This is a genomic window from Xenorhabdus thuongxuanensis (assembly GCF_001908095.1).
In the GTDB taxonomy this organism is placed as follows: Bacteria; Pseudomonadota; Gammaproteobacteria; order Enterobacterales; family Enterobacteriaceae; genus Xenorhabdus; species Xenorhabdus thuongxuanensis.
In genome coordinates this window covers 27,402-41,756 of sequence record NZ_MKGR01000030.1, presented here as the reverse complement: position 1 = coordinate 41,756, position 14,355 = coordinate 27,402, and the positions used below count along the sequence as shown (strand labels likewise).

Here is a 14,355-nt window from a genome sequence, read left to right as displayed (position 1 = left end):
TCAGGGTCATAAGCGAGCAAGGAAAAGGAAAATAAAGCCAATTAGATCATGTCTCTCGTATCCATTCAATCGACTTTTAAAAAGTATGCTCGCGCCCTGCGGTTCAGGCGCTTTATTCGGTTACGTAAGGTTAAGTTTTCGCGTTCGTAACGTCCTTGGTTTGGTAACAAAATCGACATTTTACTTCCACTGTAGCCATGTATGTTATCTCGCAAAAAGGGGCATTATAGATGAAGAAAAACACCTTGAAATACATGACCCGTATCCGGACTTTCAGTCCGTTAATCACATCACTAACTTTAGTCGGTGGTTGTTAAGTTGAGAATACACTTATACTAATAAATAACATTCCAAAATAGTGCTACACCTTGTACAACATAAATCCTTTATATTCAAATGATTAAAGGCACTATGTGTAGCAACATTATGAAATCCTATTTATTCATTGATAATACTTGATTTTTAGTTCATATAAGATCATTCTAGTTGAAATGAAGATTTACCTGTATACACGATGACGTTAATTGATGAAAAATAAAATGAACATATTAATTACAAACTTTCATAAAGGTAAGGGTGGTGGACATACCACTTATATAAAAAGCTTACTTTCTGATGATAAGAATAAAATTAACTATCATGTTGCTTGTCCAAGTACAAGTAAGCTCTATATTGATCTAAATGCTGCTAACTTTAATAAATTACTTTCTCTAGATTTTACTTTTAAGATAAACACTGCGTTAAACACATACAGAAACATAAAGTTTATTCGCCAATATATTCTAGATAATAACATTGAAATAATACATACAAATGGTTCAAGTGACCTAAAAACAGTAGTTTTATGTAAAATAATCTATGGGTTAAAAATAAAAATAATTCATACAAAACATAATAATTACAAAATATCACTCTCTACAAAAATTATGCTTTCCAGATATTGTGATAAGATAATTTTTGTTAGTGATAATCAATTTAATAGTTTTAAATCAATTTTTCCCATAAATAAGTCTGTAGTCATTAAAAATGGAATTGATACAAATTTTTGGGCACGAAATGAATTTACCTTTAGTGAAAGCAATAATAAAATAAATCTCGTATCATCAGCGGGAACGGCTGAACATAAAGGTTGGCATTTACTTGTTAAAGTTCTAATTGAGCACCCCTATTTACAAAAAATTTTTTCAATTACTATTTTAGGTAGAACACCATCCCACGATGATGTAATAAAACTTATTGGCCAACCAATAAATGAACTTGATGTAACTTTTACCGACTTTATAGATGATAAAAATAAACAAATAGAAATCATTTCTCAAAAAAATATAGGGTTCGTATTATCAACAAATTGCGAAACTATTAGCTTCGCGTGTCGTGAAATGATGTCCTTATCTCTTCCTGTTATAGTCAGTGATTATTCAGGGCTACCAGAAAATATTATCCATGGTGTGAATGGATGGATTACAAAGAAAAATGATATCAATTCAATAAAAAATATTCTTGAAGAAATATCAAGACTTCCAATTGATACTATAAGAAAAATGGGATTAGAAGCTAGACAAAAATCCATATTAGATTTTGATGTAAATACTATGCAAGAGAAAACAATACAACTTTACCTAGCTGATAAAAAATAGTAAAAATGCCACTTTCTATGAAAGTGGCATTTATCTTACCTTAAAATGGAATACTAAAAATCCTAATCATATGTCTTTACCAGTTATGACACTTCCAAACCTAAAGGAAAATAAGTCAAATCCAACACCGGTTACTGATTATTTCCGCAGGAAATATTTTTAAGTTAGTAATTAAATTCTATTCAGAGGGTATTCTTGCTTATTCCGGTTTTTTAGGCCAGTCAATGTCAAAATTGCTTAATGATGTTAAATCTTGTAGTTTTTGAATATATTTAGTCCATTCTATTAGACGTATTCTATCCTCATCAGAAATAATATCAAGTAATAGTTTAGTTTGCCATAGTTGTATTTTCTTCAATGCTTCATCAAATAAAAAAGATTTTTCAATTGTATTATGCTGAATGATTTCTTCATCAGTCGGTACCCTTTTAGATATTTTTCCGTTATAAAAACCCCAATCACCCGAAACTGAGAAATTCTCTGGAATATCTTTCTCATTTATTTCAGAAATATAAGCATTTATCGGCCAAAGAGCGGAGACATCTTTACTATAGGAATCAATACTACCATCTTCGTAATAAACTATTTTCACAGTATCCCTAGAAAATAGTTTTTGTGATTTATACCAATCCAAACCAATCTCATCGTATAGATATACTCCATTTTGTATTGGATTAACAGGCACGTATTCTGTGAATTTTCCTAATTTTGTAACCATTTTATAATCTCCCTAATGTTATCCATTGACCATTTTGAAGAACCTGAATAATACGGTAATACACAGTACGTACATGCATCCTACCCCCAGACCACATTACTGTATCAATGCCTGTTAGTACTCCTCCCGATGGAGATTCCCAAGGTTTGGTTGTATCTGTAAAATATTCCGATTTCTGTGCACTTTGACGTATATTAGTAATTGCTCCAGTGTTCCGATAGAGTTTATCACTTTCTGATTTGGTATAACTCTCCCCTTTAATCGCATAATTTCCGGCTGGTTGGTAATTACCACTAGGTTGATACCGGCCGTCTGATTCTCCTTTTGTGTAACTGTCCCCTTCCAGGGCAAATACACCTCCTTTGCCAGGATGTTGAATTTCGCCTCTCCATGCACCATTTTGTTGAACCGTCCAAGTCCAAACACCATTTCTTTGGAAAAAGAAACTTTGGTTATTCATTGCTCCAGTGATGATATTTGGTGCTCTCACTTCACCCGTGAAGGATTGAGAAGCAGCACTAGCATAATTTCCTTTTGGATGATACTTATTATCAGCCTCCGCTTTTGTATATGCACCAATAACCGCAGCAGTTGGTTTATACCCTTCATGGTAAACCTGATGCCCTCTAACTCGGAGGTTATCAGATTTAAGGCTCATCCATTCAGTAATTATTCCTCCAGAAAGGAGATGCTGCCATTTAAAATATTCATTACCATTATCTCCCGTTCTAAACCACATATAAGAGTCTGTATCACCATCTCCAGTATTTTTAAAACCGATAGCAGCCATGTCAGTGTTTCTACGCCAAGCTAACTCAGTATCAGTAGAAATAATGATGTCTCCTATCACCTCCCCCCCACTGCGTTGCAATGCACCAGCAGCCAAATTCATCGTTCCTACCAAACCAAGGTTTTTAACAAACTCAGGTTTGTTTGGAATATCTGCGCCGTTTTTGTCTTTCTCCAAGCGTGTATTCGCATTATTATCCGCAGCCTTAGCCAAATCATACGCCACCTTCACCGCCTTCGGTGTTGCTGCATGAGTTTCGCTATTGCTGTCTACTGCGCTGCTCAGGATCACAAATCCCTTCTCTTTCAGCGTTGCGTCAGGATGGTTACGGCTATTTGCATGTTTCTTAATGGAATCATCCACATATTCACGCGTCGCCAAAATCACGGATGGGTCAACTTTTAATGTCACCGCGTTAGCGCTGCTGACAATCAGAATCATGCGGATTGTCTGGGTACGGCCGGAACCTTCCTGCAATTGGGGTTTGTAGGTTTCTGCGCAGTTACCTACCGCAATCAACACTCCATCTTTGTCATATAGGCCAATTTCGCGGATCCACCAGCCACCTTCGGCTTCAGGAATAACCTGTTCCGCGATAATCTGGTTGGTGTTTTTCGGATCGATGCTCAGCGTATTAATCGCAGCCCGACGTTTTTCATTAATCAGTTTGGTTTGTTTGGTGTCCGGTGTCGGCAACTTGCCACCACCATCACCAACGGCCATATGGGTAATTTCAATTTTAGTACCCAATGCCGCAGCATTTGCTAACTTATCTGCGCCTAACTGCGTCAGCAGCGCAAAATATTTGGTACTCATGATCTAATCCTCATGTCATCAATAATATGTATACCCGCGCCCACAATTTCTGAGCCGGAGATTGTTACTTGTCCCGGGAAATAAGGGTAAACCGTCAGTTCGTCACCACTGTAAGTCGCCGCTGAGTAGTGATATTCGCCACGTGTATCCAGATTGATGTCTAAGCCAATCAAATGTCGGCTTACTGGCTTGGCATCAAAGATCAGGTTTTCCAGCTCCTCGAGCATTTCATGGGTGATGCCGTTTTCCAGTACACCGATATCCAGCCGGAAGGTGCCTGGGGTATCGTTGGTCTGCCACCACTCTTTTACACGGATGAGATAACCCAATGGTTCGACAACTCGCCGAATAGCACCAATCGTTCCTTTATGTTTATGCAGAAATAGCGAGTTTTTGATCACTTCCCTTTTGGTGCTCTCAGACCAACGTTCGTCCCAGCGATCGACTGACCACGCCCAGGCCAGATAAGGCAGCAGTGATGCCGGACAAGTATCTGGGTTCCACAGCTCGCGTAACGGAACCTTGACCTTCTGCAATTCAGCGCAGGCTTTGGCCGCCGCAAGTTCTAGCTGAGTCGAGCCCATCGGCAGGAGACGATCACTCATCCGAACCTCCCATCGTCAGGGTCGTTTTAGTGCAGTAAGATGCCTGAGTTTTATCCAAAACAACGTCTTTCAACGGCGCTTTCAATTCCACACGCTGGACACCTTCCACATGCAGTGCGGCATAAATTGCTGACAAACGAATGTCACGCCCCAAACGGTGCTGCGCTTCAACATAGTGTTTCAGTCGCTGTTCTGCCGCCTTGCGAATAGGTTCTGATTCTGGTGTTGGGAAGATGTACAGCACCGCATCAATCTCATATTCCACAATGTTTGCTGACTGGACTTTCAGACGATCCGCCACTGGACGCACGTTTTCGGCGTTCAGCACTTTTTCAACGAGTTCCAGCAACTCTTTGGAAGCAACACCTTTATCTTCCCGCGACATAATGGTCACGGTAACGTTAGCTGGCGACGGGCTGATTGCCGAAGCGTCAGCGACACGACCATCCGCACTGCGGGCATGATATTCATACGCACCGACTGGACCGGCAACACTCAAGCCTTCAAAAGCCTGTGGAATGCGCACGCGGTAGTCGTTGTCAGATTCCATCACCGCCGGTGTCGGTGGCACGGTAGAATTATCCGCAGGATGCAGAACCATACGGGATACGTTGTTGTTTGCTCCCAACTGATCCAAATCTCTGCCTGTTGAATAGGCTACCATCACCGCCCGTGCAGCTTCGTTAACCCGCTGACGCAAAAGCAGCTCGCGATAAACATTCTCTTCCAGCAACTTGACCAAAGGTTCAGATTCCAGTTGCAAAGTACGTGCAATGGCTTCTTGTTGATCTTCTGGATAGAGCGATATCAGACCTTTTTTGCGCTCTTCCAGCAGTTGTTCGTAATCCAGTGGCTCAACCACATCCGGTGGTGGCAACTGGCTTAAATCGATTGTTGGCATGACTTATTACCTCACCGGGAATGGCTCACCGGAATAGAAAGTGAAAATTCCTTGGCGGATTGATGATAAGCACCCGTAATATCCACCACCATCTTGCCATCCGGTAGGGTATCCATCGTGATGGCGGTCAACGTCACACGTGGCTCCCAACGGCTGATGGCGGTATAGCAGGCTGCCATGACCTGAAGCCGAAGCGCTGAGTTTTGTGGCCAATCAATCAGTTCTGGCAGTAAAGAGCCGTAGGTGCGACGCGCGATACGGCTGCCCACGGGGGTTAACAAAATATCGCTGACGGATTGCCGGATATGAGCCAAATCTGTCAACTCTCGTCCCGTTTGCCGATTCATTCCCAGATATATCATACGGGGCCTCCTGATGTGTCACCGCCTGACCTGATGCCGGTGTGTTTATGGGAATCCACGACCACGCCGTTGGAACTGAATGTGCCTCCGGTGTGTTCAATATTGCCCGTCATTTTGCCGCCGTTGCGCACAATCAAGTTGCCTGTGCTCATTAGCTGCGTACAGATGACTTCCGGTGTATCCAGCGTAATTCGGGTACTGGCGACACAGGTAATTTCCGGCGCGGTAATATGGACGGAATCCAAAGCAGTCACTGTCGCGGTTTTGATACCAGTCACAGTTAATGCGCCAGATTGCGGTTCATACTCCATCACAGCACCATCCGGAAACGTAATATGTGTCGCTTCAGGTGATGTTGATGGCACCGGAAACTCATCTGAAAAAATCGCAGGCAATACAAAGGCGGTGGTCAGCTCTCCGCCTATGGACAGTAATAAAACCTGTTCACCGACACTGGGCGCCCACCATGTGCGGGAATTTCCCGCTCTGGATGTCAACCAGTGCAGCCAGTTGGTTTCAAGATTGCCTGTCGCGACTCGACACATTCCCTTTGTGGTATCCACTTGGGTAATGACGCCGGTTCGGATCAGGTTGCGCAATAAGCGCATCAGTTCAGTGAGTTGTATGTTCATGACGTAAGAATGCCATGAAACAGCAGGCTGGACATTAAACTGGATTTGTAGGAAACAGCATACAAATCCCGAATTAAAATCCTTTTTAATCAAAGAAATAAAAGGCCTTCTCAGGAATAAAAGAAGGCCTTTTATGGTTTTTCGTATCGCGTTAAACAGCATTGCAATAAGATGCGATCATTCTGATTTACACTGCTGAACAACATCCCGTATATATTGTTGTAAATAGTCTAATTTGGCTTGGTCTTTGATGATGTCGGTTCGGATATCGTAAATAGCGCGTCCAGCTTTTGCAGTGAGTTCGACTTGGGTTCCATTGCCCACGCTGCGGGCGCTGGTATCTCGGTTTTGGGTGAGCTGACAGGTAGCAAGGTTGGCGGCAGCGATTTGCACCCGCCGATGGCCAGTAATAATGTCAGCCCGCAAAGTCGCATTTTCTTCGGTGACATGAGCTAATTTTCCTGAATAGTATTCATCCAATTGTGCAGCCCGATTTTGTGCATCTTTCATTTGCTGAATAGCCGCCAACATTTCTGAACGGGCTTTTTGGTTGATGACAACAAGCTGTGCAGCATGTTGCTGTTTCAAACTTGTCACTTCGCTGAGAAACAGAGAACGATGTCCCCACCAGCCAAGGCTTCCTCCAACAACCAAGCTCACAATTAACGGCATCTTTTTTATTGTGTTAATTCCCAACAATCCAGTTCAACCTCCCCTTTAATCCCAAAGCTGGATAATAGGTTTGCTGGTGGCAGGCATAAATTCTGGCATTTCAACTTTCGTTCCATGAGGCAGTACCGCGCCAAAATCAGCTAATCCAGGGTTTGCCTGCAACACACGTTCAGTCATTCCCAATGTACGGCCATAATAACGCCAGCAAATGGCATCAACTGTCTCATTTTGTTGTGCGATAATTTGCATACACTCTCCTTTTTCTTTGCAGAAACCAGTTAGTAAATTGGAGAGTTATGATCAAATAATTAGCGAAATGCCTCAATGGGGTGACATTGTTAGGTAAGTAGTACAAATGAAGAACCATTCAATCCAAATAAACCAAAGGCAGGAAACCATTTCCTGCCTTTGATTATTATTTCTTATTACAATGAATGCTATTCGTTGGAGGAATATTTGATCCTTTGTCAGCGTTAATCAGATAGCCAACTATCATCCTCCCAAACTTCTTGAATAAGCTCCATTATATGATCACGTTCACTGCTTTTTTTAGTCCCTGTCACTCTTACGGAGGTACTGCTGCTGATTCCAACTCTAAAATTTGTATCAGGATAGTGTGGTAATACTCTTTTTTTTAGTTCACTTTCTAGTGAAAACATGACTGATTCAGAAACATTAGCTCGTTTATCGAAAAGTATTTCTACTCGCATCCCTTTCCTCCGCCAAATCTATTCTTCTATTGAACCCGAATTTCCTAATATTTTGTTACCGCTCACCTCATTACCTAACAGACCGCTTTCCTGTTTACTCTGGTAACTGTTAAACCTTTTTTCATAAGGTGCAGATAGCTCTGCTATCCAAACCAGTGCCAGCTCTTTGTCTTCCGCATGATTGCATTCACAACTTGTTGCCATTCTAGCAATGAAATTGATACGTTGCGCTACCAATGATTCTATAAGAGATTCCACTGATCTATCTGCCTCCACATAAAAACTGTATATACATACAGTACACATAATAAGACTAAAATTAAAGTAATTTTTACCTGTTTTTATAATTAAATTTGATAGTTAATAACTATTATTAATTGTTTTAACAGAAATATTTACCAATTTAATTGATTTTTTTGCTATGACAATTCTGTGGCCTGTAGGATACTTTATCTTTCTACTCCCTTATTCATTCGTATAGTCATTGGCAGAAACATAACTGTTCATCAATATCAGGCATAAAGATTGCAATCTGAGTGTCTATGGTGCAATATCTCTCAATGGTTTTCAGCATGATCAATTCAGGCCCCCATAAGATCTCATATCAAGATCTTATGGGGATATTAATATCTCTTATCTGTACAGTCAATGAAAAACACCAATATTGAGATTAAAATGGGAGCCGATAGTGGGGGAAGACCTGCTATTGAACGTCTCGTCCGCGCATATGGATTTAAATCACGTCAGGCCCTAAGTGACCATTTGGGCGTTTCCAAAAGCACGATGGCAAACCGCTACCTTCGTGATAGTTTCCCTGCGGATTGGATCATCCAGTGCAATCTCGAAACTGGCGCTTCGCTGCTGTGGCTAAGCACGGGTCAGGGAGAAATGTTCCCAGATGGAGAAAGCGGCAAAAAAGCGGAACGGTTGGAAGATATCATTGCCCCATCCGTCTCTCGTGTAAAATTATCGGGCGGTAAACTCAATGAAGTTAGCCCTGTGATTCTGGACAGCGAGTTGGTTTCCAAGGAACTCAAAAATCCACTGATTGTTGATGATGGTGCCTCATGGTATCTGCTGGATACTCAGGAAGATAATATTCAAGATGGTTTATGGCTAGTGGATATTGAAGGTATGCACAGTATCAAAAAGATTGCCAAAATCCCAATCAGCAAGATTCGGGTCAGCGATAGCGACGTCACTTTTGATTGTGCAATCAGCGATATCAAATTCATTGGCCGCGTCGCTCTGGTCATATCCAGACAATAATAATCTGGCATAAAACAGTTTCCATCAAGGTTATCTCTATCCATTAAGATAACCTTGATGGCGTTCAACCATTTTCATACAAAATCTGAACGCCGCAGCCTGTACAGAACATGCTCCCTTAATGGATGGTTTTCTTCCAATCCAGGGTGGAGAAATGTTTTTTCATCTCTGACCATGCCCAATTTTTTCATGGCACTTTCCGAGCGGTAATTAGAAACCGTGGTAAAAGCGACAACTTCCTCCAATCCGATTTCCGTAAACGCAAAGTCAAAAATTCTACGGGCGGCTTCATAAGTATAACCTTGCCCCCAAAATGGCTTATCCAGACGCCAGCCGATTTCAACAAAAGGCGAGAATGGAAATTTGATGTTCGGAACATTCAGCCCTACAGAGCCAATAAATTCACCACTCTGTTTTAATTCAACCGCCCATAATCCCCAGCCACCCTGTGTTTCAAACTTGCGGATACAATTATCGATAAAAGTATCGCTCTGCGCTTTAGTCAGTATGTCAGGAAAAAATTCCATTACGTCAGGGTTGCTACTTAAGCGAAAGAAAGGTTCTCTGTCCTCGGCTTTCCAGGCACGGAGCCACAACCTTTCTGTTTCCAATTCGACAACCACAGCGCCACCTTGATTATCAAGTGTTGCTTTTCGCTTTTGGTTTATCACCTTGATTTTCTCTAATGGAAATAACTCGTTCCATTTCCGATTTTTTCTTATTATCAACCTGTTCAGATTGACCAAAAAACAATCCACCACGTCGAATTGACATACTGCCACAACGGCTAATGCCCCGTAACTCGCCATGTTCAAGGATATCTAATGTTTCCGCACAGCACGTGCCTTCAACATGACCATCAATGATAATTTCAGGTGCATTCAGCTCACCCTCTACTTTACCGGCATGCATAATCCGAATGGCACCACCTTTTACGCGAATATTGCCAACAACTTTACCCCAGATCTGGATATCCCCTTCCATTTCGACATCCCCCTTGAAGACAGAGTTTTTTGCAATAATGGTATTGGGACGAACCTCGGCTTCAGGTAATTTTTTCTCTTCAGGCTTGATGCCCATAGTGGGTGTCACAGAACTGGCAGTCGCTGCCTCGGTTGTTTTTTTTCCAAACATAGCGTTTATTCTCAATTTCATTTTCATAAAGTAAAACACTAAAGCTAAAAAAGATAAAATTGCTGTTACGGTGCAACTAAAATGAGCACCATACAGATATAGTCCCAATGCAATTCCCCAAAGGAACCATACACTGCATAAAAAAGCGTTATCTGAAAAACGATACATCTTCATATTGTTCTCGTTTTTGTGGTTTTTTCTTATATTTCATCAGCAAAATATATCTATACATATGCCTTAGCAGGTAATAGAAACAGGTCGTGGAAGCACATCCTACCATTGTACAAGTATAAAAAACAATCTATGAAGCTATAACAGAGTGATTTATAGCGTTATTACACTGATAAAGCTTCTATTTTAGTTTAATACTCTGATTTGTTGTTGAATTTTCTCACATTTACTAAAATAAGAAAATCCATAAATATAAATTTCATTTCTTATTTTATACATATAACCCACATAAATTAACAGTTAGTTAATAATAAATTAACACAAATAAAAACACATCATAGTTAGATGCCATGAAAACACGTTATGCTCAATAGCTACTTAGTTTCTGGTTATTTAATCTGTAAATCTGCAATCAGAACTAAATGGTCTAATCTTCCATTATTTAAATTATATACAGTTCAACAAGAATTGATATTATTTAATATTAAATTTCCATTTCAATATCAGTTTTTATTTGAAGAATAAATCAGTCTACGTTTTTAAAATTATCTATACAAAATTAAATTAATGATAAACAAAACCGATAGAATTACTAATATTTCTCATAAAGAAAAATTTTAATACCAAGAAATACAATAAACCATCCCATAAAAAAACACAAACTATTTTAATATTAATAACACTTTTAAAATAATTATGAAAATATTAATAAAAACAAGATAAAAAACAGACAAATAATTTTCAATCACAAAAAAACCACACTTAAATCTAACAAAAACACTTATTTAGATATATAATATAGGCGGTTATTTAATAATAAAAAATACTTCATGCACTCATCAAAAAATGATTACTCACGATACGGAAAATTAGGAGTATTAAATGAAAAGGACGACGGGCTTAAATCAAAAGAATATTTGTACGATCCAATTAACTATGCCGGATTTTAATATCCTGGAGCATAAACAAAGGGGGCTATATATTTTACTTGATGGCGAAATGGTGTGGAAAGATTGCATAAACACTTATCACATTAAATCGAATGAAATCCTTTTTACCCAGGGCGCGAGCACACTATTTTAGCTGCCTTTTATAGGTTATTATTTTTAAAAAAACAACTTTAGCAGTGTTTTTGTCGAGTTATATTTAATCAAAAATACAGTTCTTTAAACTTTTATAGCCAACCAAAGAGTTAAAGAACGATATCAACATTTTAAGTACGAATATTAATCAAAGTATGCTCGCGCCCTGCTTTTTACCCACCCCGGAAGTTATGCAGCGAAAACCAATACAGAAAGTTGTCAGCTATTATGGTTGCCCTTACACATGGAGTTCTTACGCAGTTTTTTACAACGTTTCGGATCATTATTAAGTCAGTTAGAGCGACAGGAGTTTCCTGCGTATAGGTTGATTCCTTTTAACCCGTTTCCCTTGTTAACAGAAAGCATTCGTGGGCTGGCGAATTTACTGGCACATGATTCACCACCAGCTCTGGTTCAACTAAGAGTTGAAGAGTTATTGTTACTGCTTTCCTTGGGTAAACAGGGTGCATTGTTAATGTCTATTCTACGGAAATTAAGTAACCGTCAGGTAGAACGCCTGCAAACATTTATGGAGGCTCACTATCTTAAAGAATGGAAATTGAATGACTTCGCACGTGAATTCGGTATGGGATTAACTTCTTTTAAGGAGCTTTTTAGCAGTGTTTATGGCACTTCACCCAAGGCTTGGATCAGTGAACAGCGCATTCTTTATGCACATCAATTATTACTAAATAGTGAAATGAGTATCGCCGATATTTCATTGGAATCAGGTTTTTCCAGTCAATCCTATTTCACTCAAAGCTATCGCCGACGTTTTGGTTGTACACCTAACCGCTCCAGATACGGCAAAGATTAATAATTCATTTAATAACTAATAGTTAGTATTATATCCCATAAATCAAGGCTTTCCAGTTTTATGTAAACTTGTTTTAGATCAAACTGAAAAGCCGCAACCACAATTAGCCTAAGAAATCACCCAAATCATGAATGATCGTTTTTATCGATCAATCTCTCCTTATTGATCTGTGCAATCCATTGGACGACGGTATCTCATCTCACATATAGTCATGGTGACTCATCACTGTTTAGAGCCAATCCGACTAAGCTCTAAGTCACCACCAGGGATTTTTATATTTGCCGTATTTTTGGCCTGCTTCCGCGCAGGCTTTTTTTATTCTTTTTGCTTGCTATCTGCATTATAAAAAACTGTGCCTAATTTAATTCTTTCACGGCCGGTAGCCAGACGATGGCGATTAGTATCCCGCAGCGAGTAAATACAACCACAATATTCCTGCTGATAGAACTCTTCTCGTTTACTGATTTCTATCATACGGGCAGATCCTCCCCCTTTGCGCCAGTTATATTCCCAATACATTAAGTCAGGGTAACGGGAAGCGGCACGAACCCCACATTCATTGATTTGCTGCATGTTTTTCCAGCGCGAAATACCGAGTGAGCTGGTAATTACAGGGAAACCATGTTCGTAGGCATAAAGCGCTGTTCGTTCGAAACGCATATCAAAACACATTGTGCAACGAATACCGCGTTCAGGCTCATTTTCCATTCCTTTCGCTCGTTCAAACCAATTATCACGGTCGTAATCGGCGTCGATAAAAGGAATGCCCATCTCCTGCGCAAAACGAATATTTTCATCTTTACGCAGCTCGTATTCTTTCAGGGGATGAATATTCGGGTTATAGAAAAATATTGTGAAATCAATTCCTGAAGCTAACATTGCTTCCATCACTTCCCCAGAACATGGCGCACAACATGAGTGCAACAAGACTTTTTTGTTCCCATTTGGCAGTGGAAGAGATTTACGTTCATAATTCAGTGACATAATATTTCTTACCTGATTCAGACAATAAAAAATCAGGAAGAGAACGGATCCCCCTCCCTGTGTTTACTGGTTAGATATTTTACCTTTTTCTACTGCCTCACGACAATCTTTGTAAAACAATCAGGCTCCCTGTACTTCTGGCAAAACCTGCCCACCATCAACGACAATCGTTTGTCCGGTAATATATTTCGCTTCATCGGAAGCCAGGAAACAGGCAGCATAGCCAATATCTTCAGGCGTACCCAAAGCCCGCATTGGAGTAATATCTTTCGCATAACTGAGGAATTCATCACCAAACGACTTTAAGCCTTCCGTCATAATCATGCCTGGCATAACCGCATTAATGGTGATACCTTTCCCCGCATATTCCAAGGCAGCACTGCGCATAAACCCTAGTTGCCCTGCTTTACTGGCACCATAGTGACTGTACCCCTGAATGCCCGTTATCTCACCCGTTATTGACGAAGTGATAACAACACGCCCGTAATGCTGCTTTTCCATAACATTCAGCGCAGCTTGCACCAGAAAAAATGTCCCTTTAAGATTGACGGTGTGCACTAAATCCCAATCTTCCGCAGTCATATCTTTCAAATAATGCTGTGGAAAAATACCTGCATTGGAACAAAGAATATCGAGCCTACCGTACTTTTCAACAATCTGGGCAATCGCGTTTTTACATGCGGCGTGATCAGTCACATCAAGGGGAATGAAATCAACATCCAGCTCTTTGGCAATGGCTTCTCCTCTCAGCTCATCAGTGCCGGCAATAATGGTAACAGCACCAGCTTGCTTCAATACTTTGGTAATTCCCGTACCAATACCTTTGGTTCCACCTGAAATAAAAGCAATTTTTCCCGCTAAATTGAACATAAGTTGATCAGATAAACTATCTGCATTGGTGTTATAATCGGTAATCAGATGACTTATTGCCTGTTCTTATGAAATCGAATATCACCCTGTCTGAACCAGAACGTATTACATTACAACAACTTGCTTTGAACCACATACATCGGGACATCCGTACGCGAGGAACGGGGTTACTCATGCTTGCCAGA

17 protein-coding genes are annotated in these 14,355 nt (G+C 40.2%); 3 read left to right on the top strand and 14 right to left on the bottom strand.

The genetic code is table 11. From position 1 onward, the window contains the following. Positions 1-527 precede the first annotated feature (527 nt). Positions 528-1,637 (top strand): glycosyltransferase family 4 protein, encoded by a 1,110-nt coding sequence (locus tag Xentx_RS15725; RefSeq protein ID WP_074021358.1) that lies wholly within the window; start codon positions 528-530, stop codon positions 1,635-1,637. Positions 1,638-1,836: 199 nt separating this feature from the next. Here the strand turns inward: Xentx_RS15725 and Xentx_RS15720 are convergent, their stop codons facing one another. The 10 genes from Xentx_RS15720 to Xentx_RS15675 all read right to left on the bottom strand — a co-directional run bounded on the left by Xentx_RS15720 (position 1,837) and on the right by Xentx_RS15675 (position 8,101). Further along, complete coding sequence (locus Xentx_RS15720) at positions 1,837-2,355, bottom strand: tail fiber assembly protein (RefSeq protein WP_074021356.1); 519 nt, start codon at positions 2,353-2,355, stop codon at positions 1,837-1,839. A gap of 1 nt (position 2,356) precedes the next feature. Next, positions 2,357-3,961 carry a phage tail protein gene (locus tag Xentx_RS19425; RefSeq protein ID WP_083601025.1) on the bottom strand — a complete coding sequence of 535 codons (1,605 nt, stop codon included), beginning with the start codon at positions 3,959-3,961 and terminating at the stop codon, positions 2,357-2,359. Beyond that, the gene (locus Xentx_RS15710) at positions 3,958-4,566 is read right to left on the bottom strand and encodes a phage tail protein I (protein WP_074021354.1); all 609 of its coding nucleotides are present in this window, start codon (positions 4,564-4,566) and stop codon (positions 3,958-3,960) included. The genes Xentx_RS19425 and Xentx_RS15710 overlap by 4 nt, the downstream gene beginning before the upstream one ends. Continuing rightward, complete coding sequence (locus tag Xentx_RS15705; RefSeq protein WP_074021351.1) at positions 4,559-5,467, bottom strand: baseplate assembly protein; 909 nt, start codon at positions 5,465-5,467, stop codon at positions 4,559-4,561. Before Xentx_RS15705 ends, Xentx_RS15710 begins: the two co-directional genes overlap by 8 nt. A gap of 11 nt (positions 5,468-5,478) precedes the next feature. Beyond that, the gene (locus tag Xentx_RS15700; RefSeq protein WP_074021349.1) at positions 5,479-5,829 is read right to left on the bottom strand and encodes a GPW/gp25 family protein; all 351 of its coding nucleotides are present in this window, start codon (positions 5,827-5,829) and stop codon (positions 5,479-5,481) included. Then, complete coding sequence (locus tag Xentx_RS15695; RefSeq protein WP_074021347.1) at positions 5,826-6,461, bottom strand: phage baseplate assembly protein V; 636 nt, start codon at positions 6,459-6,461, stop codon at positions 5,826-5,828. Before Xentx_RS15695 ends, Xentx_RS15700 begins: the two co-directional genes overlap by 4 nt. A 177-nt stretch (positions 6,462-6,638) precedes the next feature. After that, complete coding sequence (locus Xentx_RS15690) at positions 6,639-7,121, bottom strand: lysis system i-spanin subunit Rz (protein ID WP_244149885.1); 483 nt, start codon at positions 7,119-7,121, stop codon at positions 6,639-6,641. A gap of 57 nt (positions 7,122-7,178) precedes the next feature. Beyond that, on the bottom strand, positions 7,179-7,382 hold the full coding sequence (locus Xentx_RS15685) for a tail protein X (RefSeq protein ID WP_074021343.1): 204 nt from the start codon (positions 7,380-7,382) through the stop codon (positions 7,179-7,181). A 224-nt stretch (positions 7,383-7,606) separates the two neighbouring features. After that, positions 7,607-7,843, bottom strand: coding sequence for a DinI-like family protein (locus Xentx_RS15680; protein ID WP_074021341.1), 237 nt, complete (start codon positions 7,841-7,843; stop codon positions 7,607-7,609). Positions 7,844-7,861: 18 nt separating this feature from the next. Then, on the bottom strand, positions 7,862-8,101 hold the full coding sequence (locus tag Xentx_RS15675) for a hypothetical protein (RefSeq protein ID WP_244149884.1): 240 nt from the start codon (positions 8,099-8,101) through the stop codon (positions 7,862-7,864). Positions 8,102-8,491: 390 nt separating this feature from the next. Between Xentx_RS15675 and Xentx_RS15670 the strand changes: the two genes are divergently transcribed. Further along, the gene (locus Xentx_RS15670) at positions 8,492-9,112 is read left to right on the top strand and encodes a phage repressor protein CI (protein ID WP_074021339.1); all 621 of its coding nucleotides are present in this window, start codon (positions 8,492-8,494) and stop codon (positions 9,110-9,112) included. Positions 9,113-9,186: 74 nt separating this feature from the next. Here the strand turns inward: Xentx_RS15670 and Xentx_RS15665 are convergent, their stop codons facing one another. Together Xentx_RS15665 and Xentx_RS15660 are read right to left on the bottom strand one after the other, a co-directional pair. After that, on the bottom strand, positions 9,187-9,783 hold the full coding sequence (locus Xentx_RS15665) for a GNAT family N-acetyltransferase (RefSeq protein ID WP_244149883.1): 597 nt from the start codon (positions 9,781-9,783) through the stop codon (positions 9,187-9,189). Next, positions 9,752-10,246 carry a bactofilin family protein gene (locus tag Xentx_RS15660; protein ID WP_074021363.1) on the bottom strand — a complete coding sequence of 165 codons (495 nt, stop codon included), beginning with the start codon at positions 10,244-10,246 and terminating at the stop codon, positions 9,752-9,754. The genes Xentx_RS15665 and Xentx_RS15660 overlap by 32 nt, the downstream gene beginning before the upstream one ends. A gap of 1,419 nt (positions 10,247-11,665) precedes the next feature. Between Xentx_RS15660 and Xentx_RS15650 the strand changes: the two genes are divergently transcribed. Next, complete coding sequence (locus tag Xentx_RS15650; protein WP_415843397.1) at positions 11,666-12,316, top strand: helix-turn-helix transcriptional regulator; 651 nt, start codon at positions 11,666-11,668, stop codon at positions 12,314-12,316. Between the two features lie 315 nt (positions 12,317-12,631). Here Xentx_RS15650 and Xentx_RS15645 read toward each other — a convergent pair whose 3' ends face one another. Together Xentx_RS15645 and Xentx_RS15640 are read right to left on the bottom strand one after the other, a co-directional pair. After that, positions 12,632-13,300, bottom strand: a complete 669-nt coding sequence (locus Xentx_RS15645) for an epoxyqueuosine reductase QueH (protein ID WP_074021335.1) — start codon at positions 13,298-13,300, stop codon at positions 12,632-12,634. 120 nt (positions 13,301-13,420) lie between these two features. Then, a complete protein-coding gene (locus Xentx_RS15640; RefSeq protein ID WP_074021333.1) occupies positions 13,421-14,170 on the bottom strand; it encodes an SDR family NAD(P)-dependent oxidoreductase in 750 nt (249 codons plus the stop codon). Positions 14,171-14,355 lie beyond the last annotated feature (185 nt).